This window comes from Sphingomonas sp. 10B4 (genome assembly GCF_035019905.1).
Taxonomy (GTDB): Bacteria; Pseudomonadota; Alphaproteobacteria; order Sphingomonadales; family Sphingomonadaceae; genus Sphingomonas; species Sphingomonas glacialis.
The window spans coordinates 17,616-41,699 of record NZ_JASJVC010000008.1; the positions used below are offsets into that span (position 1 = coordinate 17,616).

The 24,084-nt window shown below is 65.6% G+C and carries 29 protein-coding genes and 1 tRNA gene; 15 read left to right on the top strand and 15 right to left on the bottom strand.

The window, feature by feature from the left end:
* Nucleotides 1–101 precede the first annotated feature (101 nt).
* The 6 genes from QN347_RS03960 to QN347_RS03985 all read left to right on the top strand — a co-directional run bounded on the left by QN347_RS03960 (nucleotide 102) and on the right by QN347_RS03985 (nucleotide 5,887).
* Nucleotides 102–188 (top strand) — tRNA-Leu (locus tag QN347_RS03960).
* Between the two features lie 157 nt (nucleotides 189–345).
* Nucleotides 346–1,419 (top strand): type III polyketide synthase, encoded by a 1,074-nt coding sequence (locus QN347_RS03965; protein WP_322161527.1) that lies wholly within the window; start codon nucleotides 346–348, stop codon nucleotides 1,417–1,419.
* A complete protein-coding gene (locus QN347_RS03970; RefSeq protein ID WP_322161529.1) occupies nucleotides 1,416–2,102 on the top strand; it encodes a methyltransferase domain-containing protein in 687 nt (228 codons plus the stop codon). Before QN347_RS03965 ends, QN347_RS03970 begins: the two co-directional genes overlap by 4 nt.
* A complete protein-coding gene (locus QN347_RS03975) occupies nucleotides 2,081–3,199 on the top strand; it encodes an NAD(P)/FAD-dependent oxidoreductase (protein ID WP_322161531.1) in 1,119 nt (372 codons plus the stop codon). The genes QN347_RS03970 and QN347_RS03975 overlap by 22 nt, the downstream gene beginning before the upstream one ends.
* Before the next feature lie 16 nt (nucleotides 3,200–3,215).
* The gene (msrB, locus tag QN347_RS03980) at nucleotides 3,216–3,638 is read left to right on the top strand and encodes a peptide-methionine (R)-S-oxide reductase MsrB (RefSeq protein ID WP_189676528.1); all 423 of its coding nucleotides are present in this window, start codon (nucleotides 3,216–3,218) and stop codon (nucleotides 3,636–3,638) included.
* A 56-nt stretch (nucleotides 3,639–3,694) separates the two neighbouring features.
* Nucleotides 3,695–5,887, top strand: a complete 2,193-nt coding sequence (locus QN347_RS03985) for a PBP1A family penicillin-binding protein (protein WP_322161532.1) — start codon at nucleotides 3,695–3,697, stop codon at nucleotides 5,885–5,887.
* Here the strand turns inward: QN347_RS03985 and QN347_RS03990 are convergent.
* The 3 genes from QN347_RS03990 to QN347_RS04000 are packed head-to-tail and all read right to left on the bottom strand — an operon-like array spanning nucleotide 5,863 to nucleotide 7,570.
* Nucleotides 5,863–6,537 (bottom strand): SprT family zinc-dependent metalloprotease, encoded by a 675-nt coding sequence (locus QN347_RS03990; protein WP_322161534.1) that lies wholly within the window; start codon nucleotides 6,535–6,537, stop codon nucleotides 5,863–5,865. The two genes, QN347_RS03985 and QN347_RS03990, sit on opposite strands and share 25 nt — an antisense overlap.
* Nucleotides 6,534–6,965 (bottom strand): YcgN family cysteine cluster protein, encoded by a 432-nt coding sequence (locus tag QN347_RS03995; RefSeq protein ID WP_133191243.1) that lies wholly within the window; start codon nucleotides 6,963–6,965, stop codon nucleotides 6,534–6,536. Before QN347_RS03995 ends, QN347_RS03990 begins: the two co-directional genes overlap by 4 nt.
* Nucleotides 6,962–7,570 (bottom strand): SCO family protein, encoded by a 609-nt coding sequence (locus QN347_RS04000; RefSeq protein WP_322161536.1) that lies wholly within the window; start codon nucleotides 7,568–7,570, stop codon nucleotides 6,962–6,964. Before QN347_RS04000 ends, QN347_RS03995 begins: the two co-directional genes overlap by 4 nt.
* Before the next feature lie 75 nt (nucleotides 7,571–7,645).
* Between QN347_RS04000 and QN347_RS04005 the strand changes: the two genes are divergently transcribed.
* Nucleotides 7,646–8,263 carry an ankyrin repeat domain-containing protein gene (locus QN347_RS04005; RefSeq protein ID WP_322161538.1) on the top strand — a complete coding sequence of 206 codons (618 nt, stop codon included), beginning with the start codon at nucleotides 7,646–7,648 and terminating at the stop codon, nucleotides 8,261–8,263.
* Nucleotides 8,264–8,297: 34 nt separating this feature from the next.
* Here the strand turns inward: QN347_RS04005 and QN347_RS04010 are convergent, their stop codons facing one another.
* From QN347_RS04010 to QN347_RS04060, 11 genes are all read right to left on the bottom strand, one after another.
* Complete coding sequence (locus QN347_RS04010; RefSeq protein WP_322161540.1) at nucleotides 8,298–8,810, bottom strand: MmcB family DNA repair protein; 513 nt, start codon at nucleotides 8,808–8,810, stop codon at nucleotides 8,298–8,300.
* Nucleotides 8,811–8,860: 50 nt separating this feature from the next.
* Nucleotides 8,861–9,511, bottom strand: a complete 651-nt coding sequence (locus tag QN347_RS04015; protein WP_322161542.1) for a cell wall hydrolase — start codon at nucleotides 9,509–9,511, stop codon at nucleotides 8,861–8,863.
* Between the two features lie 152 nt (nucleotides 9,512–9,663).
* Nucleotides 9,664–10,005, bottom strand: coding sequence for a DUF1491 family protein (locus tag QN347_RS04020; RefSeq protein WP_322161543.1), 342 nt, complete (start codon nucleotides 10,003–10,005; stop codon nucleotides 9,664–9,666).
* The gene (locus tag QN347_RS04025; protein WP_189676520.1) at nucleotides 10,002–10,472 is read right to left on the bottom strand and encodes a PaaI family thioesterase; all 471 of its coding nucleotides are present in this window, start codon (nucleotides 10,470–10,472) and stop codon (nucleotides 10,002–10,004) included. Before QN347_RS04025 ends, QN347_RS04020 begins: the two co-directional genes overlap by 4 nt.
* The gene (locus QN347_RS04030) at nucleotides 10,462–10,929 is read right to left on the bottom strand and encodes a PTS sugar transporter subunit IIA (RefSeq protein ID WP_322161545.1); all 468 of its coding nucleotides are present in this window, start codon (nucleotides 10,927–10,929) and stop codon (nucleotides 10,462–10,464) included. Before QN347_RS04030 ends, QN347_RS04025 begins: the two co-directional genes overlap by 11 nt.
* Before the next feature lie 115 nt (nucleotides 10,930–11,044).
* A complete protein-coding gene (hpf, locus tag QN347_RS04035; RefSeq protein ID WP_322161546.1) occupies nucleotides 11,045–11,632 on the bottom strand; it encodes a ribosome hibernation-promoting factor, HPF/YfiA family in 588 nt (195 codons plus the stop codon).
* A gap of 84 nt (nucleotides 11,633–11,716) precedes the next feature.
* The gene (dnaQ, locus tag QN347_RS04040) at nucleotides 11,717–12,409 is read right to left on the bottom strand and encodes a DNA polymerase III subunit epsilon (protein WP_322161548.1); all 693 of its coding nucleotides are present in this window, start codon (nucleotides 12,407–12,409) and stop codon (nucleotides 11,717–11,719) included.
* 4 nt (nucleotides 12,410–12,413) lie between these two features.
* Nucleotides 12,414–13,028, bottom strand: coding sequence for a dephospho-CoA kinase (gene coaE / locus QN347_RS04045; protein WP_322161549.1), 615 nt, complete (start codon nucleotides 13,026–13,028; stop codon nucleotides 12,414–12,416).
* Complete coding sequence (locus QN347_RS04050; RefSeq protein WP_322161550.1) at nucleotides 13,025–13,837, bottom strand: shikimate dehydrogenase; 813 nt, start codon at nucleotides 13,835–13,837, stop codon at nucleotides 13,025–13,027. Before QN347_RS04050 ends, coaE begins: the two co-directional genes overlap by 4 nt.
* The gene (locus tag QN347_RS04055) at nucleotides 13,834–14,430 is read right to left on the bottom strand and encodes a Maf family protein (RefSeq protein ID WP_189676515.1); all 597 of its coding nucleotides are present in this window, start codon (nucleotides 14,428–14,430) and stop codon (nucleotides 13,834–13,836) included. Before QN347_RS04055 ends, QN347_RS04050 begins: the two co-directional genes overlap by 4 nt.
* Complete coding sequence (locus QN347_RS04060; protein WP_133191269.1) at nucleotides 14,427–15,254, bottom strand: pyruvate, water dikinase regulatory protein; 828 nt, start codon at nucleotides 15,252–15,254, stop codon at nucleotides 14,427–14,429. The genes QN347_RS04055 and QN347_RS04060 overlap by 4 nt, the downstream gene beginning before the upstream one ends.
* A 315-nt stretch (nucleotides 15,255–15,569) precedes the next feature.
* Here QN347_RS04060 and hemE point away from each other — a divergent pair, with 315 nt between their 5' ends.
* From hemE to rho, 3 genes are all read left to right on the top strand, one after another.
* Nucleotides 15,570–16,601, top strand: a complete 1,032-nt coding sequence (gene hemE, locus QN347_RS04065) for a uroporphyrinogen decarboxylase (protein WP_322161552.1) — start codon at nucleotides 15,570–15,572, stop codon at nucleotides 16,599–16,601.
* Nucleotides 16,598–17,053, top strand: a complete 456-nt coding sequence (locus QN347_RS04070; protein WP_322161553.1) for a CopD family protein — start codon at nucleotides 16,598–16,600, stop codon at nucleotides 17,051–17,053. The genes hemE and QN347_RS04070 overlap by 4 nt, the downstream gene beginning before the upstream one ends.
* Before the next feature lie 243 nt (nucleotides 17,054–17,296).
* Nucleotides 17,297–18,553, top strand: coding sequence for a transcription termination factor Rho (gene rho, locus QN347_RS04075; RefSeq protein WP_133191273.1), 1,257 nt, complete (start codon nucleotides 17,297–17,299; stop codon nucleotides 18,551–18,553).
* A 117-nt stretch (nucleotides 18,554–18,670) separates the two neighbouring features.
* On the opposite strand, the gene QN347_RS04080 is transcribed toward rho, so the two are convergent.
* Entirely contained in the window at nucleotides 18,671–19,150 is a 480-nt protein-coding gene (locus QN347_RS04080; RefSeq protein WP_322161556.1) for a methylated-DNA--[protein]-cysteine S-methyltransferase, read from the bottom strand.
* A 49-nt stretch (nucleotides 19,151–19,199) separates the two neighbouring features.
* Here QN347_RS04080 and QN347_RS04085 point away from each other — a divergent pair, with 49 nt between their 5' ends.
* From QN347_RS04085 to QN347_RS04105, 5 genes are all read left to right on the top strand, one after another.
* Nucleotides 19,200–19,424, top strand: coding sequence for a DUF6489 family protein (locus QN347_RS04085; RefSeq protein ID WP_189676511.1), 225 nt, complete (start codon nucleotides 19,200–19,202; stop codon nucleotides 19,422–19,424).
* A gap of 6 nt (nucleotides 19,425–19,430) precedes the next feature.
* Entirely contained in the window at nucleotides 19,431–20,714 is a 1,284-nt protein-coding gene (gene mnmE / locus QN347_RS04090) for a tRNA uridine-5-carboxymethylaminomethyl(34) synthesis GTPase MnmE (RefSeq protein ID WP_322161559.1), read from the top strand.
* A gap of 61 nt (nucleotides 20,715–20,775) precedes the next feature.
* Nucleotides 20,776–22,620, top strand: coding sequence for a tRNA uridine-5-carboxymethylaminomethyl(34) synthesis enzyme MnmG (gene mnmG / locus QN347_RS04095; protein WP_322161561.1), 1,845 nt, complete (start codon nucleotides 20,776–20,778; stop codon nucleotides 22,618–22,620).
* Entirely contained in the window at nucleotides 22,617–23,231 is a 615-nt protein-coding gene (locus tag QN347_RS04100; protein ID WP_322161563.1) for a 16S rRNA (guanine(527)-N(7))-methyltransferase RsmG, read from the top strand. Before mnmG ends, QN347_RS04100 begins: the two co-directional genes overlap by 4 nt.
* Nucleotides 23,228–24,022, top strand: coding sequence for a ParA family protein (locus QN347_RS04105; RefSeq protein WP_133191285.1), 795 nt, complete (start codon nucleotides 23,228–23,230; stop codon nucleotides 24,020–24,022). The genes QN347_RS04100 and QN347_RS04105 overlap by 4 nt, the downstream gene beginning before the upstream one ends.
* Nucleotides 24,023–24,084: the final 62 nt, after the last annotated feature.

Genomic DNA, 24,084 nt, shown 5'->3' on the forward strand with positions numbered 1-24,084 from the left:
CTACTCTGAACGCAATCGATGCGATAGGCGTTGCACTCCCCGAAAGCCTTTGCTAGGGGCGCTCGCCTACCAGCTGCCGGGTTCGCCCGGCGATGTTACGTGCGGCCGTGGCGGAACTGGTAGACGCGCAACGTTGAGGTCGTTGTGGGCGAAAGCCCGTGGAAGTTCGAGTCTTCTCGGCCGCACCACTTTTTCTGGAAATCGCTGCCACGCACGGGACACCGTGACGTGGCGGTCGATCCTTTCGGCTAAGTCCCATGGATTCTACGGCCTCTTGCGGATCGTACCGACTGGCGTAGCGTTGTCTCCGAACCGGACGTACCGCCGGCCCTGTGAAAGCCTCGCTTGCCTAGCACCGCTCATATCATCGCGATCGGCACCGCCGTTCCGGATCACGACATTCATCATGCCTTTATCGACTGGGCGCGTGCGCGTTTGCCCGACTCGCGCTCGGCGAAGATCTTCGACCGGATGGCGGGGCGTGCCGGTATCGGGCATCGTTGGTCAGTGCTGCCGATCGGGGACGATGGCGGGTCGCCCGTCGATATGGGTGGCTTCTACGCGCGCGATCTGCTGCCCGGCACTGCAGAACGCATGCAACTCTACGCGCAATACGCCCCTGCGCTCAGCCTCGCCGCGATCGATGCGCTACGGGCCCAAGTCTCACTCGACGGCATTACCCACCTGGTCGTCGCGAGCTGCACCGGCTTCGTGGCCCCCGGGATCGACCAGATCGTTGCCGCGCGACTTGGGCTCGATCCGTCGGTCGAACGACTTCTGGTCGGGTTCATGGGCTGCTACGCCGCTGTCGCGGCCTTGCGCAGCGCGCGCCACATCGTGCGCTCGGATCCTGCTGCGCGCGTGCTCGTCATCTGCGTCGAGCTTTCGACGCTCCATCTTCAGGACACGCCTGCGCTCGAGCCCCTGCTCGCAATGCTGCAATTCGGTGATGGCGCGGCCGCAGCGTTGGTCACCGCCCAGCCGCAAGGTCTCGCGCTCGGCCAGCCCTTCGCAACCACCCTCCCCGATTCGGCCGAGCTCATTCGCTGGGACATCACCGATCGCGGCTTTGCGATGCATCTGTCGGGCGAAGTCCCGGCGCGTATCGCCGCCGGATTGAGCGACCCGGTCTTCGCCGCCGCCGCGACCGGGGGGCGCGCACCCGCCGATATCGATGGCTGGGCGATCCACGCGGGGGGTCGCTCGATCCTCGATGCGGTCGAGACGAGCCTCGCCTTGCCTGCCGATGCGCTGACGGAATCGCGCGGCGTGCTCGCCGACAATGGCAACATGTCGTCGGCAACCTTGATGTTCGTGCTCGCGCGTTTGCTCGCCGGGCCACCGATTCGTGAGGGCGTTGCGCTCGCGTTCGGCCCCGGCCTCGCCGCCGAAGGGTTCGGCTTTCGGAGCGCCGCATGATGCTTGAGCGGCGCGCCATCGCCGAAGAGCTGATGGACGCCGATGATCTGGCGCCCGACATCTATGCCGCGGTCGTCGGCGATCTCGCCAAGGTGAACGTCGTGACGATGGCGGCGCGACCGACACTCGACTTCCTGGGGCGCGGAACCAAGGGGCGCCCCCACCTCAAGCTGCTCGACGTCGGCTTCGGCGATGGCGACATGCTGCGGCGAATCGCGCGCTGGGCAGCGCGGCGCGGAATTGCGGCCGACCTTGTCGGTGTCGACCTCAACCCGCGCAGTGCGCTTGCCGCGGCCGCCCATACGCCGGCCGATCTGCCCATTCGTTACGTGAGCGGCAACTATGCCGATCTTGCCGGGCAAGGCTGGGACTTCGTCGTATCGAGCCTCGTGGCGCACCATATGGACCACGATCAGCTGATCGCCTTCCTGCGCTTCATGAAGGTGGAAAGCGCGCGCGGCTGGCTGGTCAACGATCTCCACCGCCACGGCTTCGCCTATCGGGGATTCCCGTTGCTCGCCACGCTCGCGCGCTGGCACCGAATCGTCCGGCACGACGGCACACTGTCGATCGCTCGCTCGTATCGCCCGGCGGAATGGCCCCCGATCCTCGCCGAAGCCGGCGTCTCCGCGCGTGTCTATCGCGCCTTCCCGTTTCGGTTATGCGTCGAACACCTGCGCTGATCCTCGGCGGCGGCCCCGCGGGCGCGAGCGCCGCGATCGTGCTTGCGCGCGCTGGAGCGCCGCATTTGCTCATCGAGCGAACCCGCGAGACGGGCGATGCGATCTGCGGCGGTTTCCTGAGCTGGCGCACCCTCGAATCCCTCGCACGGCTCGGCGTTGCCCCGGACGCGCTCGGTCCCGGGCGCGTGACCACCGTGCGCGTGCTTTCGGGCAGACGCGTCGTCGAGACACGCCTCCCACGCCCGGCGCATGGCGTGTCGCGGCATTTGCTCGACACGGTAATGCTGAAGCGCGCGATCGACGCTGGCTCGGCGGTCGAGCGCGGGGTGACCGTGCGCGGCGTCGATGGCTTGACGGCACGGCTCGACGACGGTGCGGATCTCGCCGCCGACACGCTGTTCCTCGCCAGCGGCAAGCATGACGTCCGCGGCGCGGCACGCCCGGCCGCAGCGCGTGGCAGCGATCCCGTACTCGGCTTGCGCGTGCGTATTCCCGCGGCGCCCGGGCTCGACGCCCTGATCGGCGAGTCGATCGAACTCCATCTGTTCGACCGCGGCTATGTCGGCATCGTCCGGCAGGAGGACGGGAGCGCCAATTGCTGCCTCGCGGTCCACCGCTCGGCGTTGATCGAAGCGGGCAGCCCCGCCGCCTTGCTCGACCAGCTCGGGCGCGACCATCCGCGGCTCGGCGAACGCTTCGCGTATCGCAGCGGCAGCGAAGCGATCGATGCGATCGCCAATGTCCCCTATGGCTGGCGCGCGCTCCACGGCGCGCCTGGGCTTTTCCGGCTCGGCGACCAAGCTGGCGTCATCCCGTCGCTCGCCGGCGAGGGCATGGGCATCGCGATCGCCAGTGGCATTCGCGCAGGCCATGCCTATCTAGGAGGCGGTGCGGCAGCTGCCCCCGGCTTTCAGCAGCGATTTGCGCGCGCCACCGCCAGACCGATCCGTCTTGCCGGGCTCGTCCGCGACGCCGCCGAGCGCCCCGCCCTCACCGGGTTCGCGCTTCCGCTGCTGCGGCAGATCCCGGGACTGATCGAGATTATCGCCTCTTTGACCCGGATCGGCCATTCCCGGCTTGACCGGACGCCCAGCTAATTGGAAAAACCTCCGCATGGATCACATCACCCTGTCCGAAACGGAGTGGCGCAAGAAGTTGAGCCCCGAGGCCTATCACGTGCTGCGCGAAGCCGGCACGGAGCGCGCCTTTTCCGGCCGTTACGACAACAACAAGGCTGATGGCATCTATCGCTGCGGCGGATGCGCACTGCCGTTGTTCGATTCGGCCGACAAATATGATTCGGGATCGGGCTGGCCGAGCTTCACCCAGCCGATCTCGCCCGAGCACGTCATCGAGCATAGCGATGTCAGCCACGGCATGGTTCGCACCGAAGCGCGCTGCGCGCGCTGCGACGGCCATCTCGGCCATGTCTTCCCCGACGGCCCGCCGCCGACCGGCCTGCGCTATTGCATGAACTCGCTCAGCCTCGACTTTCGCGCCCGGGAGAGTGCCGGCAGCGACGAGATGAAGGACTGAGCTAGCCGGCTACGGCTTGTCGGGGTGCCCGGCAAAGCCTAACGCTACGCTGCTTCATGGCCCGCTCATCCGCTCCTTCGCCCCGCTCCAAACGCGCGCCTGCCTGGCGCCGTTGGAGCGTCTTTGTTCTCCAGCTTGGCGCTGGGTTCGCGGTGCTCGGGGCGATCGTGCTCGCGATCACCGTCTATGTATCGGAAGGGCAGTTGCCGAGTTTCGATGCGTTGAAATCGTCGCCCAACGGCCAGATGATCCGCGTCCACGCCGCCGACGGCACGGTGATCGTCTCTATGGGGCCGAGCTATGGCGAATGGCTGCCGTATGACCGCATCCCCAAGGTGATGCGCGACGCGATGATTTCGGTCGAGGATCGTCGCTTCCGCTCGCATATCGGGGTCGACCCGATCGGCATGGTGCGCTCGATCCAGGTTCGCATCGAGCGCGGGCATTGGCGCCAGGGCGGATCGACGATCACGCAGCAGATTGCGCGCAACATCTTCCTCAATTCGAACAAGCAATGGGGCCGCAAGGTCCGCGAGGGGATCCTCGCGCTCGCGCTCGAACGCAAGTTCAGCAAGGACGAGGTGCTCGAGCTCTACCTCAACAAGGTCTATTTCGGCGGCGGCGCGTACGGGATCGATGCCGCATCGCGCAAATTCTTCGGGCACGGCGCCGATCATCTCAGCCTGACCGAGGCGGCGGTGATCGCGGGGCTCGTCAAGGCGCCTTCCAATTACTCTCCGACCGCCGATATCGCGGCTGCGCGCGGTCGTGCCGGAGTCGTGCTCAAGCTGATGCAGGAAACCGGCGTGATCACGCCGGCGCAAGCCGACGAGGCCGAGATCGACAAGGTCGCCTTCGTCCCCGAGGCGCGGCAGAACAGCGTGCGCTATTTCACCGACTGGGCGCTCCCCCAGCTCGAAATGCTGATCGACGAGACGCAGCGTCCGCTCGAAGTATGGACCACGCTCGACCTCACCATGCAGCGCGCTGCCGATGCGGCGATCCAGCAGAATGCTCCGCGCGGCGCGCAAGGTGCGCTCGTCGCGATCGACCGCGATGGGGCGGTGCGCGCGATGGTCGGCGGGACGGATTATGTCAGCTCGATCTACAATCGCGCGACGCAGGCGATCCGGCAGCCCGGATCGGCGTTCAAGCTGTTCGTCTATCTCGCCGCGCTCGAGGCCGGGCATAAGCCTGAGGATTCGATCGTCGACGAGCCGATCACGATCGATGGCTGGAGCCCTCGCAACGATTCGCGCCGCAACAGCGGTGCAGTGAGCCTGCGTACGGCATTTGCGTATTCGCTCAACACCGTCGCCGCCAAGCTCGGCCAGGAAGTCGGCTTCTCGACCGTCGCCGACATGGCACGGCGGTTCGGCATCACCACCAAGGTCAACACGCATCCCTCGATGGTGCTTGGCACCTCCGAGGTCCGTTTGCTCGACATGACGCGCGCTTTTGCGAGCGTCGGCAACAAGGGCGTCGCGGTCACGCCGTACGGCATCACCAAGGTGACCGCATCGGGCGAGACGATCTACGCGCAATCGGTCGATACCAGTCATGTGCTGGTCGCGCCCTATGTCGCTGCGGAAATGACCGACCTGCTCCAGACGACGGTCAATACCGGCACCGGCAAGGCTGCCCAGATCGGACGCCCGGTCGCGGGCAAGACCGGGACGACGACGTCGAGCAAGGATGGCTGGTTCCTCGGCTTCTCGAGCGGCCTCACCACCGGTGTGTGGATGGGGCGTGACGATGCTAAGCCGATCGCCGGGCTCCACGGCGGCACGGCGCCGGCCAAGGCGTTCGCCGCCTTCATGCGGACCGCGGTCGCATCGCGCCCGGTCGAACAGTTCGATACCAAGGTGACGCTGCCCGAATATCAGCTCGAACCCGACCAGGAATCGTATTTCGGCGAGGCGGATAACGGCCTGTTCGTCGACGAGAACGGCAATCCAGTCGATTCGGGACGCGCGACGCCGGCTGAGCCGCAAGTCGATGCCGACGGCAATCCGATCGTCCCGCGCAGTGCCGATCCGCGCATCACCCGTGGGTCAGATACCCAGCCGCAGACCGAGCAGAACCGCCCGGACGATACCCAGCGGCTCGATCAGGGCTGGCTCGACCATGTCCTCGGACGCGATGCCCCCCGCCCTGCCCCCAATCCGAATCGTGTCCCGCGCGATCGACCAGCGATGACGCCGCCCGACCGCTACGACGAGCGTCAGGACTCGCGGCCGACCCAGTGAAGCGCCGCGCCGTTGGCGCGCAACCAGCGGCGCGATTCGTCGGGATCGCGTTCGTCGAGCATTTCGAGCACACGGTAGAAGCGCGCGCTATGGTCCATATGGAGCCGGTGCGCGACTTCGTGCGCGACGGTCGATCGGCGGACGAAATCGGGCATCAGGATCAACCGCCAGCTGTAACGGATTGTCCCCGACGCAGCGCAGCTTCCCCAGCGCGTCTTGGGATCGCCAACCGCGACCTTGGTGACGGTAACGCCTGCCCGATCAGCGAACTCGTCGGTCTCCGCGCTCAACACCCGTAGCGCTTCGCGCTTGAGCCAAGTCGCGATCCGTCGCGACACGCCATTGAGCGTACCCCCGCAGTGCAAAGTATCGCCGACGCGCTTCACCGTTCGGGATGCGCTCGGCTCCCAGGCGATCGTCAGGCAAGCGTCGCCGAACGGGATCGTCCCGCCGGGTTCGAACGGCTGCGCTTGTGGCAAACGCGCGCGTTGCTCGGCGATCCACCCGGCCTTTTCCTCCGCCCAGGCGAGCGCCTTCTTGAGCGGCGCGCGCGGCGGCAGGACCAGGCGTACGCGCCCGGTCGCGCTATCGACCGACAGCCGCGCGCGCCGCGCTCGCGCGTTGCGGACGACCTCGATCGCGCTGCTCACAATTCGCGGTCGACCAGATGATATTCGAGCTCGCCGGCATCATCTTCCGAAATCGTCCAACCGCGCACCGATTGCCCAGCGCGGTGCACCGACTCGCGGTCGCCCGACACGAGATAATGCCAGTCGTGGAGCGGCTCGTCGGCGGCGCGCAAACGATAGGCGCAGGTCGCCGGCAGCCAGTCGATCGTCCGGACATTGTCGCGGCTCAATCGCACGCACTCGCTGACATAGGCGTGGCGATGTTTGTAGTTCGAGCATTGCGCCGTCGCGCGATCGAGCAGACGGCACGACACGTTGGTCGGCAGCAGCTCGCCCGTCTCCTCATCCTCGAGCTTGTGGACGCAGCATTTGCCACACCCGTCACACAAGGCTTCCCACTGCCCGCGATCGAGCGTGTCGATCGGTTCTTCCCAGAATTTTCCGCTCATTTCACCCACCGGTCGAGCTCGGCCGCGACATCGTTCGGCGTCTTGTCCGCGGGCAGGAGAACCACCGGCTTGCCAGCCGGATCCATCAGCACCGCGAAGCGGCTGTGCGCGACGAGATACGCGCCCTCGGCATTGGGTTTCTCGAGTTCGACCGTAACCCCGTACCCCTTGGCGACCGCCGCGATGGTTTCGGGCGAGCCGGTCAGCCCAACCATTCGCGAATGGAACGCCGCGACATACGGTTTGAGCACGGCGGGCGTATCCCGCTTCGGATCGACCGAGACGAAGATCGGCACGACCGTTGCCGCGCGCTTCGCGTCCTGCGCCTCGAACGCACGCAGCCCCGCGCCGATCGTCTGGAGATCGGTCGGGCACACATCGGGGCAGAAGGTGTAACCGAAATACAGGACGCGATAGCGACCGGCAAAGTCGCGATCGCTGCGCGGCTTTCCGTCCTGATCGATCAGTTGGAACGGGACACCGATCTTGACCCCGTCGAGCGGGGCGCGGGTCGGGGCGGGAGAGCCGCTACAGCCGACCGTCGATGCGGTCAGCAACAGCGCGCACAGCGTGCGGGCAATCTGGTTCATGGCATCGCCAGCCATGATCTGTTAGTCCGATCGGCGCAAGCTTTTGAGCTTTTCCCGATCGCATCGCTCGACCTAGCCAGGACCTTTTCGATGACCCTTCGTACTGCATCGCTCGCCTTCGCATTGCTCGCGGCCACGCCGCTAGCGCTGGTTTCCACGCCCGCCATGGCGCAGATCGGTCAGTCGGCCGGATACAAGTTCCTCCAGTCGGTGAAAGACGCGAAGAACGATGAAGTGATCGCCGCGCTCGAGAAGCCTGGCGTGACCTTGGTCAACACGCGCGATCGCTCGACCGGCGAAGGCGCGCTCCACATCGTCGTCCGGCGCGGCGACATGGCCTATGTTTCGTATCTGCTGTCGAAGGGTGCCGACGCCAATCTCCGCGACGACAAGGGCGAGACCGCGATGCTGCTGGCGACCCGGCTCGGGCGCAAGGAAATGGTCGATGCGCTCGCCAAGAGCGGGGGCAACGTCAACCTCGCCGACGCGCGCGGCGAGACGCCGTTGATCATCGCGGTCCAGCGTCGTGACCAGTCGCTCGTGCGCACTCTGCTCGATCTTGGCGCCGATCCCGACCAGGCCGATCATCTCCAGGGCTTTTCCGCGCGCGAATATGCACAGCAGGACAAGCGCTCGCCGAGCATCGCGCAAATGATCGAGGCCAGCCCCAAAAAGGTTCGCAAGGCAGTTTCGGGGCCAACGCTCTGAGATTGCTCCACGTGGAACACTCGTAGGGCGTCGCCTAGAGCATGACCTGTGCTTCGGGATCGGTAAGCGCGATCAAGCGCCGCCCTGCCCGACGCCCAAACGCGAGCGTCGCGCGCTTACGCGTCGCTGCCGACAACGGCTCGGTATGCGCATCGCGGACCACCGCGGCATCATAGCGATCGGCGACGATGATCCCGGTGCGCTCGGGTAGGAAAGCTGCGCCATCGAGTGGCGATGCGTCGAACCCCGCAGGGACCGCCCAATAATAGCGATCGCAGCATCCGAGATAGTCGGTCCATTTGCCGTCGCCGAGCAGATCGGCGCGCGAGACCTTGATTTCGACAATGACGATCTGGCCGCGCGCATCGATCGCCATCAGATCGGCGCGACGATTGCCATCGAGCGGCACCTCGCTCAGCGCGACCAGATCGTGGCGAAGCAGCATCCGGGTCGTGCCACGCGCGACATCGGCTGCGCAGAGCGACGAGCCGGGAAATTTGGCGCTGGCGCCGCTGGGAAATGCGGAAGGATCGGGCGTGAGGAGCATCACCCGACCCTAGAACATTTCACGAACGCGTCCAAGAGGACGCGCGCGTCTCAGCGGTAGAAAAGATGGTTGCCGATCGCAGCGACCTGAACGCGGTGCCAGCCCGGCGCAGCGCGGCGCGCGTGAAAGTACATCGCGTCCGACGCGGGGCTGTCCCACGCGTCGGCGAGCGCGACACGCGCGACCGCGACGGCGGTGCGATACTGCTTGTTCGGGGCGATCTCGGGGACATGGCCACCGCGAACGAAAGAGAACTGACCCTTCTGGGTCACGACCGAACACACACCCTTGGGGAAGCGCCCCGACTTCGAACGGTTGAGGATCACCTCGGCGACAGCGAGCTGGCCGCTCAGTGGTTCGCCCTTCGCCTCGAAATAGATCGCGCCGGCCATGCACTGAAGTTCGTCGTTCATCGCTTCGGGGCCAGGCTGCGCAGCGACAGCGGCATCGAGCGTACCGTAAGCAACGGTATCGCCATCCTGCTCTGCGTCGGACTCTTGCGAAGGAGCGGTTACGGGATCAGCCGACTGGGTCGTGGCGATCGCCGGGATCATCTGGGGCGTCTGCGGAACCGAAAGCGCGGACGGCACGTTGATAGCACGATTGATTTCCTGGGCGAACCCAGGCGTTCCGAAGCCGATGAGAGCAGCGACGGTAAAGGTCAGCGTCACGATGGATGCGACGCGATTCGAAAACGACATGAAGACGACTAAAATGCGGTTGGTGCACGGATAGGGTCGACATACGTCGCCCTTCCGGACAGCCCCCCGACTGCGTAATCATTCCGGATCGCACCCGGCACGACACAACGCCCTGACTAGAGCTTTGCCTATCCCTGCGCGGGGCCGCTCGGTCAATCGTCGAGGATCGTTTCTGCGGCGAATCGTTCTGCCGACGGGATATCCAGTTCGATAACCCACAGGTCGGGATCCCGCTCGCGTCGGCGTCGCCAATAGGTATCGCACGTCATCGGATCGCTCGCGCCGCTTGGCCCCGCAGCAATGAGCGCCCGTTTGCCGAGCGAGTCCCGTCCGCGCTCGACCAGCCGTGAGCGCCCCGGACCATCGTTCAAAATCATCAGGATCGCGCCGGAATCTGCGTCACCCCTGGCCCGCACCATCCCCATCCCACCAGCATCGTTGACGCGTTTGAGCAGGGCCGACACCAGAATTCCGCTCGCCAGCGTGTCGCTCATGCAGGGCGGTACCCTGGCAATCCGGCAAGCGCGATCTGCGAGCGCATGAAGGTGCCCGTGCCACGCGCGGCTTCATCGCCGCTAGCATCGATCAAGCGCGCCTCGGCGACGAACACACGCCGATGCCCCGATACCCAACGGCCCTCTGCAATCACCGGCCCCGCGCGGAGCGGCTTGGTCAGCAGCAGATTGTACGCGGTGGTCAGCAGGAAGCGATCGGTCACAAGGCTGTTCGCGGCGTAGAACGCAGCGTCGTCGAGCATCTTGAAATAGCTCGTGCCGTGCGCGGCGCCCGCGGCGTGGAAGAAGCGCTCGTCGATCGTGAAATGGATCCGCGCGAGCCCGGCTTCGGGGATTTCAAGCGTCGACTCGAACAAGCGATTGATCGGTGCCGCGGCATAGAGCGATTCGAGCGCACGGAAATGCGCCTGTTCTCCCGCCGGGGCCGGGCCGTCGTTAAGCGGCATCGCACGTCTGATCGGCGGACAGCAACGCAACAAGCGCATCGCGCGACCCTGCGCCACGCAATTTCGCGACGAACGCCTGATCGCGCAGCGCGCGCGACACGCGCGCCAGCGCCTTGAGATGAGTCGCACCGGCATCGGGTGGCGACAGCAGCATGAAGACGATGTCGACGGGCATGTCGTCAACCGAGTCGAAATCGATCGGCTGGGCGAGCCGGGCGAAAACGCCGCAGACGTGGTCCAGCCCGGGCAACTTGCCGTGCGGCGTCGCAACGCCCCCGCCGAACCCGGTCGAACCGAGCTTCTCGCGCGTCCCGACCACTTCGGCCACCGCGCTGGCATCTACCCCGTATACGCTCGCCGCGGTCGCTGCGAGCTGCTGGAACAGCGCCTTGCGCGTGCCGGCGCTGACGCGTTCGAGCACGGCGTCGGACGCGAGAATATCGTGCAGATCGGTCATGTTAGTCCTTGGGCCCGCCCAAAGCGGAGGCTTTGAGCGAGCCCATAGCGCCGATCGGTCATCGGCGAAAGCACGAGCCTTATGCTAGGACATCGGCGCAGGGCCGCCGATGGCCTTACGCTTCGCGGTGCGGCTCGACCCAGCCGATCGTCCCGTCGCCACGGCGATAGACCATGTTGTAGGTGCCCGATACGCTGTTGCGGAACAGCAAGGCCGCGGTGTTGCGCAGGTCGAGCATCATCACGGCATCGGACACCGAGGCATCGGGCACGTCGACGCGCGTTTCGGCGACGATCAGCGGGAAGTCCTCGACCTCCTCCTCAGTGGTGCTCTCCTGGAACAGCGTATAGCCGGCATTGTCGGCATCGGCCGCTTGTGCCGCCGCTGCACTCGCCACCCCAGCATTGCGATCCTTGAGGCGGCGCATGTAGCGCCGCAGCTGCTTCTCAACCTTGGCGGCGGCAGCGTCGAAGGCGAGATGCGCATCCGCGGCATCGCCATGTGCCTTGAGGATCAACCCCTGCATCACGTGCGCGACGATGTCGGCGGTGAAGCGATTGTCGTGCGGCCCCTTGCCGAAGGTGACCTGCGCCGAGATGGCGCGCGCGAAATATTTGGTGGCTATGCCCTGGAGTCGCTCGTCGACATGGGTCCTGAGCGCCTCGCCCGTTTCGACCTGATGGCCGGAAACCCGAATATCCATGAGCATTCTCCTTAGCTGGCCGATGTCGCTTTGACGATCATCGGCGGTAGACGACGCCTGTCGGGCGCCTCGACCCCCTTAAACTCAAGACAGTGCCGGATCGCTCCCCCACAACGGATTGACCACGGTTTTGAGGAACGCCGCATGCCGGGCGAGTTCGCTCTCGGCGGCTGCGAAGATACGCGCCGGACGCACCGTCGTCGGCACGGTCGACTGCGTCGGCGCCATCTCCTCGATCACGTCGCTGACCAGGCCAAGGCCGATCTGTCGACCGCCGGTGAGCTCGACATAGACTTGCGAGAGCAATTGCGCGTCGAGCAACGCGCCGTGGACGGTGCGATGGCTACGATCGATGCCGTAGCGGTTACACAGCGCATCGAGGCTGTGCTTGGCGCCGGGGTGGCGCATCCGCGCCATCGCGACGGTATCGACCATCCGGTGCAGCCCAACCGTCGCGCGGCCGCAGCGCTGCAGTTCGCCGTTGAGAAAGCCGAAATCGAAGCTCGCATTGTGCGCGACGAGCGGGCTGTCGCCGATGAAATCCAGCAAATCCTCGACCAGCTGCGGGAATAGCGGCTTGTCGGCGAGGAACGCGTCGCTCAGCCCGTGGACGCGCTGCGCCTCGGGCGGCATCGTGCGCTCGGGGTGAAAATAGGCGTGGAAGGTGCGCCCGGTCTCGACCTTGTTGACCATCTCGAGACAGCCGATCTCGACCATGCGGTCGCCATCGGAAAAACTGAAGCCTGTGGTCTCGGTATCGAAAACGATCTCGCGCATAAGTCTAGGATAGTGGGGTCTCGCGCCCTTCGAGGCAAGCGATGATGGCGCTAACCGCACGCCGCGTCGCATCGATCGACCCGCCCGTCGGCACGACGAAGTCGGCACGCGCGACTTTATCGCCGTCCGGCAACTGCCTGGCGAGAATCGCGTCGAGCTTTTCGGGCGTCATTCCGGTGCGGGCGAGCACCCGCGCACGTTGAATTTCGGGCGGGGCGGACACGACGACAACGCGTTCGACGCGCGACTCGCCACCCGTTTCGAACAGCAAGGGAACGTCGAACAGCACGATCGGCGCGCTCGCATGCGCCGCCAGGAAGGCCGCGCGCTCCTCGCCGACCGCCGGATGGACGATCGCTTCGAGCCGCGCGAGTGCCGCCGGGTCGCCGAGCACCTTGGCGCCGAGCGCAGCGCGATCGACGCCATTCGGCCCGGTCACGCCGGGAAAGGCAGACTCGATCGCGGCGACGGTGCGGCCACCCGGCCCTTGCAGCACGTGCACCGCGGCGTCGGCGTCGAACACCGGCACGCCGGCGTCGGCGAACATCGCGGCAACGGTCGATTTGCCCATGCCGATCGACCCGGTCAGCCCGATCGTGATCGGCCGCTTGGCGGTCATGCGGTCAGCAGCGCGCGGAGCTCGTCGTCGCTCGCCTCGTCGCGCGGTGGGGCGACGCCAAAGAACAGCTCGAACGCGAGCGCGGCCTGGCCGATCAGCATATCGAGTCCGTCGACCGTCTCGAGCTCGCGGTCGCGCGCCGCCGCCAGCAGGCGCGTTTCGAGCGGTGCATAAACGACGTCATACACCACTGCATCCTCGGGCAACGGCGCCAGATCGAGCTCGAGCGGGGGTTGCCCGACCATCCCGAGTGCGCTCGCATTGACCAACAAGGCCGCGGCCGGGAGCGTCGCATCGAGCGGCAGCGCCTTGCCCTTGAGCCCGAACGACGACAGCAACGCCGCGGCCTTGAGCACGTTGCGGTTGAGGATCGTCACCGGACCGACGTCGAGCCGCGCGAGCGCGAACAACACCGCGCGTGCCGCCCCCCCTGCCCCGATCACCACGACCGGCGCGCCGGTAAGATCGAGCTGGTTGATCGGCGCATAGAAGCCGGCGGCATCGGTGTTGGTCAGGATCACCTTGCCGTCTTCACCGCGGAACACGGTATTGGCCGCGCCGATCGTCGCGCGGACGCCACCGGGATCGGGAACATGGTCGAACACCGCGATCTTGTGCGGGATCGTCACGTTGCAGCCGCGCCAGGCGGGATCGGCACTGCGCGCCTCGAAATACGCTGCCAGCCCGTCGGCAGCGACCTGACAGAGGTGATATTCGGCATCGAGCGCGAGGCGTTCGATCCAGAAGCCGTGGATCAACGGCGATTTGGAATGCGCGATCGGATCGCCGATCACTTCGGCCAGCATCATGACGCCATCACTCCCCGAACCCGCAGATAATCGAGCACCGGCAGCAAAGGCAGGCCGAGCACGGTGAACTGGCTCCCCTCGATCCGGCTGAACAATTGCGCGCCCGGGCCCTCGATCCGATAGCAACCGACACAGCCGGAGATCTCGGGCCATTCGAGGTCGAGATAGGTCTCGATGAACGCCTCGGACAGCGGGCGCACGTGCATCCGCGCGCGATCGACGACGCGCCACACCGGACGGCCGCCTTCGGCCATCACCGCGGCGCTGACGAGTTCGTGACGCTTGCCCGACAGCCGGCGCAGATGCGCGCCCGCCTCGGCCCGGTCGCGCGGTTTGTCGAGCATCGACCCATCCTCGAGCGCGACGACCGAATCGCAACCGAGCACAAGCGCTTGCCCCTCACCCGACGAAACCTTGATCGCCTTCAGTTCGGCCAAGGCATCGGCCATGTCGCGCGCGGCGAGCCCTTCGCCGAGCAACGCCGCCTTTGCCGATTCCTCATCGACGCCGGCCGAGACCGCGACGAACGGGACATTTGCCGCGGTCAGCATGGCGCGCCGCGAGGCGCTTTGCGAGGCCAGCAGGAGCTTCATGCTTCACCTCGTGTTTCGCCGCGGCGTTCGCCGACGAGCGCAATGATCGCCGCTGCGGTTTCCTCGATCGAGCGCCGCGTGACGTCGATCACCGGCCAGCCATTGTCGGCGAACATCCGCCGCGCATAGGCGACTTCGCGCGTCACCGCTTCTTGGTCGACATAAGCGGTGGTGGTCGTTTCATTCAGCGACAGCAACCGGTTGCGGCGCACCTGGATCAGCCGATCGGCGCTCGTCGTAAGGCCGACGATGATCGGGTTCTTCAACGTGAAGAGATTTTCGGGCGGCGGGCTTTCGACGACGATCGGGATGTTCGCGGTCTTGAAGCCGCGATTGGCGAGATAGATCGACGTCGGCGTCTTCGAAGACCGCGACACGCCTGCGAGCAGGATGTCCGCCTCTTCCCACTCCTCGGCCAGGATCCCGTCGTCATGCGCGATCGTGAACTGAATCGCATCGACTCGCGCGAAATACGCGGCGTCGAGCACGTGCTGCCGCCCCGGGCGGGCCTTCGCCGCCTGACCAAGCAAGCCCGACAGCGCGCCCGTCACCGCGTCGAGCGGCGCGACCGCGGGGAGCCCGAGCGTACGACAGCGCGTCTCGAGCGTGCGCCGCGTCTCGCTGTTCACCAGAGTGAACAGCACCAACCCGGGATTTTGCGAGATTTCCTGCAAAATGCGCTCGAGATGCGCCTCCGTCCGCACCATCGGCCAGAAATGCCGGATCGTCTCGACATCGTCATATTGCGCGAGCGCGGCCTTGGCGATGTTCTCGAGCGTTTCGCCGGTCGAATCGGACAGGAGATGGAGATGCAGGCGCATCAGAGACGGGTGCGGGGCGAAACTGTGGACAACATGGGGGCAAGCGCTAGCGCAACTTTGCCCGTCCGCAAAGCCGAGCGACCGCCGTGCATAACCCTGATGCTATCCACAATCGCGCAAACACCCCATGGTTCCCCCCACAGCCTGTGGATAATGGGGACGAGCACGCCGACTCAAGGCGTGCGCGTCGATTGCGCCGCGTCAATCTGTTGGCATTTTGGGGATGGCGGCATAAGCCCCGTTATCAACGTGCCAACAACCACTTCAACCTTTTAAGATTCTAGATTCTTATAGAAGTAGGGTGAGGAAAGACCGATCGTGCTGACGCAAAACAAGCCGCTGCTCGCCACGCTCAAGGGTGAGCGTGCCTCCACCCCGCCAATCTGGCTGATGCGCCAGGCGGGACGCTATCTCCCCGAATATCGCGCGCTCCGGGCCGAGAAGGGCGGGTTCCTCGCTTTGGTCAATGACAGTGAAGCGGCAGCCGAGGTGACGATCCAGCCGATCCGGCGCTTCGGCTTCGACGGGGCGATCCTGTTCTCGGACATCCTGATGGTCCCCTCGGCGCTGGGACAGGGTCTGAGCTTCGGTGTCGGCGAAGGACCGGCGCTGACGCCCCCGCTCGTCGATCATGCGCTGGAAAGCCTTCAGGCGGCGCCTGAGCGGCTTGATCCGGTGTATGCGACTGTGCGCCTGGTCGCAGCGCAGTTGCCGCCACAGACCACCTTCCTCGGCTTTGCCGGAAGCCCGTGGACCGTCGCCACCTATATGGTCGCAGGACATGGCAGCAAGGATCAGGGCGAGACGCGGCGTTTTGCGTATGGCGACCCTGCCGCTTTTGGTCGGATCATCACCGCGATCGCCGATTGCACGATCGAATATCTGTCACGCCAGATCGAGGCCGGCGTCGAGGCGGTGCAGCTGTTCGACAGCTGGGCCGGCAGCCTCAGCCCCGCGCAATTCGAACGTTGGGTGATCGCGCCCAATGCCGCGATCGTCGCGGCGCTGCATGAGCGCCACCCCGGCGTCCCGGTGATCGGCTTTCCCAAGGGCGCGGGCGAGAAGCTTCCTGCTTATGCGCGCGAGACCGGGGTCGATGCGCTCGGGCTCGACGAAACGATCGACCCCGAATGGGCCGCGCGGACGCTTCCGCAGGGGATGCCGGTGCAGGGCAATCTCGATCCGCTCGTCCTGATCGCCGGGGGAGCGGCGATGGAACAGGCCGCGTCGCGCATCCTCACCGCGTTCGCCGATCGGCCGCACATCTTCAATCTCGGCCACGGCATCCTGCAGGATACGCCGATCCCGCATGTCGAGCAGTTGCTCGCCTATGTCCGGAGCGCGCGATGATCGGGATGCTCGGCAATGCCTATCCGTGGATGAAGGCAGCGCATCTGATCTTCGTCATCTTCTGGATGGCGGGGCTGTTCATGCTGCCGCGCTATCTGGTGTATCATCAGGAAGCCGCGATCGGCTCGCCCGAGGCGGCGCAATGGATCGAGCGCGAAGCCAAGATCCGCAAGATCATCCTGACGCCTGCGATGGTCGTCGTCTGGGTGCTCGGCTTGACGCTCGGCGCCAATCTCGGTCTGTTCTCGGGCGCGAGTGGGCTCGGCTGGCTGCATCTCAAGCTGCTGCTGGTGGTGATCCTCAGCGGGTATCACGGTTGGGCGGTCGGCTATTCGAAGAAGCTGGCGGCGGGCAAGCCGACGCTCACCGGGCGGCAGCTGCGGCTGATCAACGAAGTGCCGGCGGTGCTGGTGACGTTCATCGTCATCCTCGCGATCGTCCAGCCGTTCTGAGGTCCTGAAGCCCTCTGCGCGTGGGACGCGACGCGTGCGGAGGGCGACCGATAATCGCGCTCTTCAGCACTTGCGCAAAAACCGCCAAGCCTTGACGCGCCGCGCGCCGGATCGTATCTCCAACGCCGTGTCACGATGCGGCGGGTCCACCCGCTCGGTCGCGGCATCCTTCCTCTAGCATCGTCGCGTATCTGTCGCCGACCGAAGCTCCCCCCTCGCATCTTCATGCCCCGGACGCCCTCCATGCATCTCAAAGACCTCAAGAACAAAAAGCCGGCCGAACTGGTCGCGATGGCCGAGGAGCTCGGCATCGAGAGCGCGTCGACGCTGCGCAAGCAGGATCTGATGTTCGCGATCCTCAAGGTTCAGGCCGAAGAGGGCGAGGAAATCATGGGGCTCGGCACGATCGAAGTGCTGCCCGACGGTTTCGGCTTCCTGCGCAGCCCCGAGGCGAATTATCTCGCCGGCCCTGACGACATCTACATCTCGCCCAACCAGGTCCGTAAGTTCGGCCTGCGCACTGGCGACACGGTCGAAGGCGAGATCCGCGGGCCGAAGGATGGCGAACGCTATTTCGCGCTGACCAAGCTGACCGCGGTCAATTTCGACAATCCCGACGCGGTTCGTCATCGCGTCAATTTCGACAATCTCACGCCACTCTATCCCGATGAGAAGCTCACGCTCGATCCCGCCGACCCGACCGTCAAGGACAAGTCGGCGCGAGTCATCGACATCATCTCGCCGCAGGGCAAGGGCCAGCGCACGCTGATCGTCGCGCCGCCGCGCGTCGGCAAGACGGTGATGCTGCAGAACATCGCCAAGGCGATCACCGACAACCACCCCGAGGTGTTCCTGATCGTCCTGCTGATCGACGAGCGCCCCGAGGAAGTGACCGACATGCAGCGTTCGGTGAAGGGCGAGGTCGTCTCCTCGACTTTTGACGAACCCGCGACGCGCCACGTGCAAGTCGCTGAAATGGTGATCGAAAAGGCCAAGCGCCTGGTCGAGCACAAGAAGGACGTCGTGATCCTGCTCGACTCGATCACGCGTCTCGGCCGTGCCTACAACACCGTCGTGCCGTCGTCGGGCAAGGTGCTGACCGGTGGTGTCGACGCCAATGCGCTGCAGCGGCCGAAGCGCTTCTTTGGTGCCGCGCGCAACATCGAGGAGGGCGGCTCGCTCTCGATCATCGCGACCGCGCTGATCGATACCGGCAGCCGCATGGACGAAGTGATCTTCGAGGAATTCAAGGGCACGGGTAACTCTGAAATCGTGCTCGATCGCAAGGTCGCCGACAAGCGGATCTTCCCGGCGCTCGACGTCGGCAAGTCGGGCACGCGCAAGGAAGAGCTGCTGGTCGATCAAAGCAAGCTGTCGAAGATGTGGGTGCTGCGTCGCATCCTCATGCAGATGGGCACGATCGACTCGATGGAGTTCCTGCTCGACAAGATGAAGAATTCGAAGACCAACGAAGATTTCTTCGACAGCATGAATCAATAGCCGAGTGCGGCCGGCGGCATGCTGCCGCCGGACTCGCACCGGCTCGGCCGGCGGGCGCAATTCCGCACCCGACCGACGGCATGGGCTTTGCCCATGCCCGCCCCGCGAACCAAATCCCTAAAGCAGCAGATCCCGCCGACCGCGCCGCTCGAACGCGAGCAGCCATTGCTTGGTGATCGGCCCCTCCCCCGCCGAATACGCGCCGAGCGATCCCGAGGCATTGAGCACGCGGTGGCATGGCACCACGATCGGGAACGGATTGCGCGCGCAGGCTTGCCCGATCGCCCGCGCACTCGACCCAGCACGCTTGGCGAGCGCTCCGTAGCTCACCTTATCGCCATAGGGGATCGCGACCATCGCGGTACGCAGTGCCGCACCGCGTTCGGACGCTGCGGCTGACAAAGCCAGATCGAAGGTCGTCAGTGTTCCCGCAAACCATGCGGTCAGTTGCTCGGCGGCGGCACGTACTGGTGCGGTCGCCCCGGCCACAAGCGGTGCCTCCCCGCCGAGCGTGATCGCATGGAGTTCGCGGTCATCGCCGCTGATCGTGATCACGCCGACGGGCGTTGCGATCCGGGCCATATCGCGCGCATACATGAGCAGACTATGCCGCCGGGCTCGTGCCGGCTCAAGCGGAGACGCCGTAATGAAGATCAACGTCGAGATCGATTGTACCCCCCAAGAGGCGCGTGCTTTCATGGGGCTCCCGGATCTCACGCCGATCCACGATAAGTATCTGTCGATGATGACCGATTCGATGGATGGCGTCGTTTCGCCCGACCTGATCGAGAACATGATGCGAAGCTGGGCGCCGGTCAGCGATGCAAGCATGGGATTGTGGCGGACGATGTTCGAGCGCGCAGCGAAATAAGCCGTGGTGGACGACACGATCTTTGCCTGCTCGAGCGGCCCGCCGCCGGCGGCGATCGCGATCATGCGGATCAGCGGGCCGTCGGCGATGGCGGTTGCAGCGGCGCTCGCCGGGACCTTGCCGTCGCCGCGCGTGGCGGGCGTGCGCGCCTTGCGCGATCCTGCCGACCGGCGATTGCTCGATCGTGCGCTGGTCCTGACCTTTCCGGCTCCGCGTACCGCGACGGGTGAGGATCTGGTCGAACTCCATCTTCACGGCGGGCGTGCGGTGGTGGCGGCGGTTGGCGATGTCCTGGCTGCGCAACCGGGTCTGCGCGCCGCCGAGCCGGGGGAATTCACGCGCCGTGCGTTGACCAACGGCGTGCTCGATCTGACCGAAGCCGAAGGTCTCGGCGATCTGCTCAGCGCCGAGACCGAGACGCAGCGTCGTGCAGCGCTTCGGATTGCGGAAGGCGGATTGCGCACCGTTATCGAAGACTGGTCGGACCGGTTGGTGACAGTGGCTGCGAGCATCGAAGCGCAGCTCGATTTCTCCGACGAAGATGACGTGCCCGACGAAGCGGTCGAGGCTATCACGACCAACATCGCAGGCATTGCCGATGCGATGGCTGCGCTGCTCGCAACGCCGCCGGTCGAGCGTTTGCACGACGGCGTACGCGTGGTGATAGCCGGGCCCCCCAATAGTGGGAAATCGACGCTCCTCAATGTGCTCGCGGCGCGCGACGTGGCGATCGTCTCGCCATTGTCGGGGACGACGCGCGACCGGATCGAGGCCGCGGTCACGCGTGGGGGGATCGCCTATCTGCTGACCGATACAGCCGGTCTGACGGATACGCCCAACGACATCGTCGAAGAGATCGGCATCGCGCGGGCCGAGGCGGCGATGGGCTCGGCGGATATCGTGCTGTGGCTGGGCGACACCCCGCCCGCCGATCCGACGCATATCGCGGTACACGCGCGTGCAGACCTGTCGTCGCGCTCGTCCCCTCCCCCTTTCGCTGAGCTCGTTGTTTCGGCCGAGAGCGGGGCTGGCATAGCCGACTTGTGGGCGCGGCTCGCCGCGGAGGCGCAAGCGCTTCTTCCGGTCGCCGATGCGATTGCGACAAATGATCGTCAACGGTCGTTGCTGCGCGAAAGCGAGCAACATCTCCGCCGGGCGGGACAAAGCGATTTGTTGATCGTTGCAGAGGAGGTGCGCTGCGCGATGCGGTCGCTCAACGCGATCACGGGGCGCACCGGAACCGAGGACGTGCTCGACGCGATCTTCTCGCGCTTCTGCATCGGTAAGTGATGTTCCACGTGGAACACGGTCGGCTTTGACAGATCGCGGCGAGCCATTTAGCGCGAAGCCCATGAACGATTTCGACGTCATCGTAGTGGGTGGCGGGCACGCCGGCACCGAGGCCGCCGCCGCAGCGGCGCGCCGCGGCGCACGGACCGCATTGATCACCTTCGACCCTGCGAAAGTGGGCGCGATGTCGTGCAACCCCGCGATCGGGGGTCTCGGCAAGGGGCATCTTGTCCGCGAGGTCGATGCGTTCGACGGCCTGATGGCGCGCGCGACCGATGCGGCGGGTATCCACTACCGCATGCTCAACCGCAGCAAGGGCGCAGCCGTTCAGGGCCCACGCGTGCAGGCGGACCGACGCCGCTACGCGGCAGCGATCAACGCGATGCTAGCACAGCAAGTAGGGTTGGAGATTATCGGTGGGGAAGTCGCCGGTCTCCTGCTGAGCGAGAGCGGGAGCGTCGCAGGTGTTCGCTTGGCCGATGGTACGGTGCTTCATACCCGCGCGGTCGTGCTCGCTACGGGCACCTTCCTCGGCGGCCGGATGTTCTGTGGTGAGGAACGGTCCGAAGGCGGGCGTGTCGGGGAAGCAGGCGCGTCCCTGCTCGCGCAGCAGCTCCGCGCTGCCAACCTCCCGATGGCGCGCCTCAAGACCGGGACGCCGCCGCGACTCGATGGCCGCACGATCGACTGGGCGCGGCTGGCGCAGCAGGAAAGCGACGCCGAGCCTTGGACGATGTCACCCGTTTCGACGCATCGCCCCCTGCCCCAGCTTCACTGCGCGATCACGCGGACGACGCCGCAGACGCATGAGATCATTCGCTCCGGGCTCGACCGATCGCCGCTGTTCGGCGGCGCAATCGCCGGCGCAGGCCCGCGCTACTGTCCGTCGATCGAGGACAAGATCCACCGCTTCGGAGACCGCGACGGCCATCAGATCTTCCTCGAACCCGAGGGTCTCGATGATCCAACGATCTATCCCAACGGCATTTCGACATCGCTGCCCGTCGACATCCAGGCGGCGATGCTTCGCTCAATCCCCGGGCTCGAGGCGACGACGATGCTCACGCCGGGATACGCTGTCGAATATGACCATATCGACCCGCGCGCGCTGGCTGCCACGCTGGAGGTCCGCGCGCTCGAAGGTTTGTATTGCTGCGGGCAAATCAATGGCACGACTGGATATGAAGAAGCCGCCGGCCAGGGGTTGATGGCGGGGCTCAATGCAGCGGCGCGCGCGCTCGAGCGGCCCGAGATCGTGCTCGACCGAGCATCGTCGTATCTCGGTGTGATGATCGACGACTTGGTGCTGCAAGGCATTACCGAACCCTATCGCATGCTCACCGCTCGCGCCGAATATCGGCTGCGATTGCGCGCCGACAATGCCGAGACACGCTTGAGCCCGATAGCGGCTGAGCTTGGATGTTTGTTGCCCGCGCGGATCGAGCGGCTTGCGGATCGGATCGAGCGCCGTGGCGAAATCGAACAGGTGCTCGACCAGACGGTGCCAAGCGAAATGCTCATGGCGCGCGGAGCCGTGATCGGCAGCGATCCCGAACGCCGATCGGGCGCCGCATGGCTGCGCGTGGCGGGCGTGACACTCGAGATGGTGGCCCCAGACCTCATCGAACGGATGGACGCCGATCTGCTCGCCGAAGCGACTGAGGACGCGCGCTACGCCCCCTATCTTGCGCGGCAGGAGAACGAGGTAGCGGCGATGCGGTCGCATGACACGATCGCCGTTCCCGATGGCTTGCACTTCTCGACCGTGCCTGGGCTATCGAGCGAGATGATCGAACGGCTCGAAACCGCCCGCCCCGCGACGCTCGCAGCGGCGGGTCGTATTCGTGGCCTCTCTCCGGCGGCGCTGACGGCGATCCTCCTGCAGATCCGAAAGAAGGCAGCGTGACCGAGGACGAAGCGCGGGACTGGGTCTCGCAGCACTTTGGCGCTGACGGGCTCGCAACGATGCGACAGCTCGTCGAGATCGTCACCGCCGAAAGCGCACAGCAGAATCTGATTGCACCGTCGACGCTGGGCGCGATGTGGACGCGCCACATTGTCGATTCCGCACAGCTGCTTATGCTCGCCCCCAAGGATGACGGGGTATGGCTCGACATCGGGAGCGGTGCCGGTTTCCCAGGACTTGTGGTCGCAGCACTCACCGATAGACCGGTCTGGCTGGTCGAGCCGCGTCGCCGCCGCGCGGACTTTCTGGTGCAAGCGGCTGAGGCGATGGGGGTCGGCGAGCGCGTTACGGTAGAGTGCGCGCGGATCGAGGATGTCCTTGTCGATGCAAGGATTATTTCGGCGCGCGCCGTCGCATCGTTGGACAGTCTTTTCGCGTGGGGTGCGAAGTGCGCATCTTCCGCAACGTGCTGGATTCTGCCAAAAGGGCGGACGGCGCTGGCAGATGTCACCGCCGCGCAGCTAGCATGGGACGGGGTGTTTCACGTGGAACACAGTATCACCGATCCCGACTCGCTGATCGTTCTTGCATCAGGGGTGACACGCCGATGAACGTCATTGCCGTCGCGAACCAGAAGGGCGGTGTCGGAAAGACGACGACCGCGATCAACCTCGGCACCGCGCTTGCTGCGACTGGGCTGCGGGTGTTGCTGCTCGATCTCGATCCGCAAGGCAATTGTTCAACCGGGCTCGGCATCGCGCGCGCCGATCGGCATCATTCGACCTACGACATCCTGCTCGGCGAGACATCGATCGACGTTGCCGCGATGCCGACGTGCGTCCCCAAGCTCGACATCGTACCCGCGACGGTCGACCTGTCGGGTGCAGAAATCGAGCTGGTCGAATATGAGGAGCGCACGCATCGCCTGTCGCGCGCCCTCGCCCGCTCGGATCATCGCTGGGACGTCGTACTGATCGATTGTCCGCCGTCGCTCGGTCTGCTGACGCTCAATGCGATGGTCGCGTCGAATTCGCTGCTCGTGCCGCTGCAGTGCGAATTCTTCGCGCTCGAAGGGCTCAGCCAGCTGTTGAGCACAGTCGAACGGATCCGCGAGCGCTTCAACCCCGCGCTGTCGATCATGGGTGTCGCCCTGACGATGCACGACCGTCGCAATCGGCTGACCGATCAAGTCTCGAACGACGTTCGCGCGGTGCTGGGTCGCGTGGTGTTCGACACGGTGATTCCGCGCAACGTGCGTTTGTCCGAGGCGCCGAGCCACGGCTTGCCGGCATTGATCTACGATTATCGCTGCCCCGGCTCGGAAGCCTATATCGCGCTCGCGCGTGAGCTGATCGCGCGCCTTCCCGCCTTCGATACCCCGCAACCTGCAAGGGCCGCATGACCGACTCGACGCCTCCGATTGCACGCCCGAAGCCGCGTTCGGGATTGGGCCGCGGCCTCAAC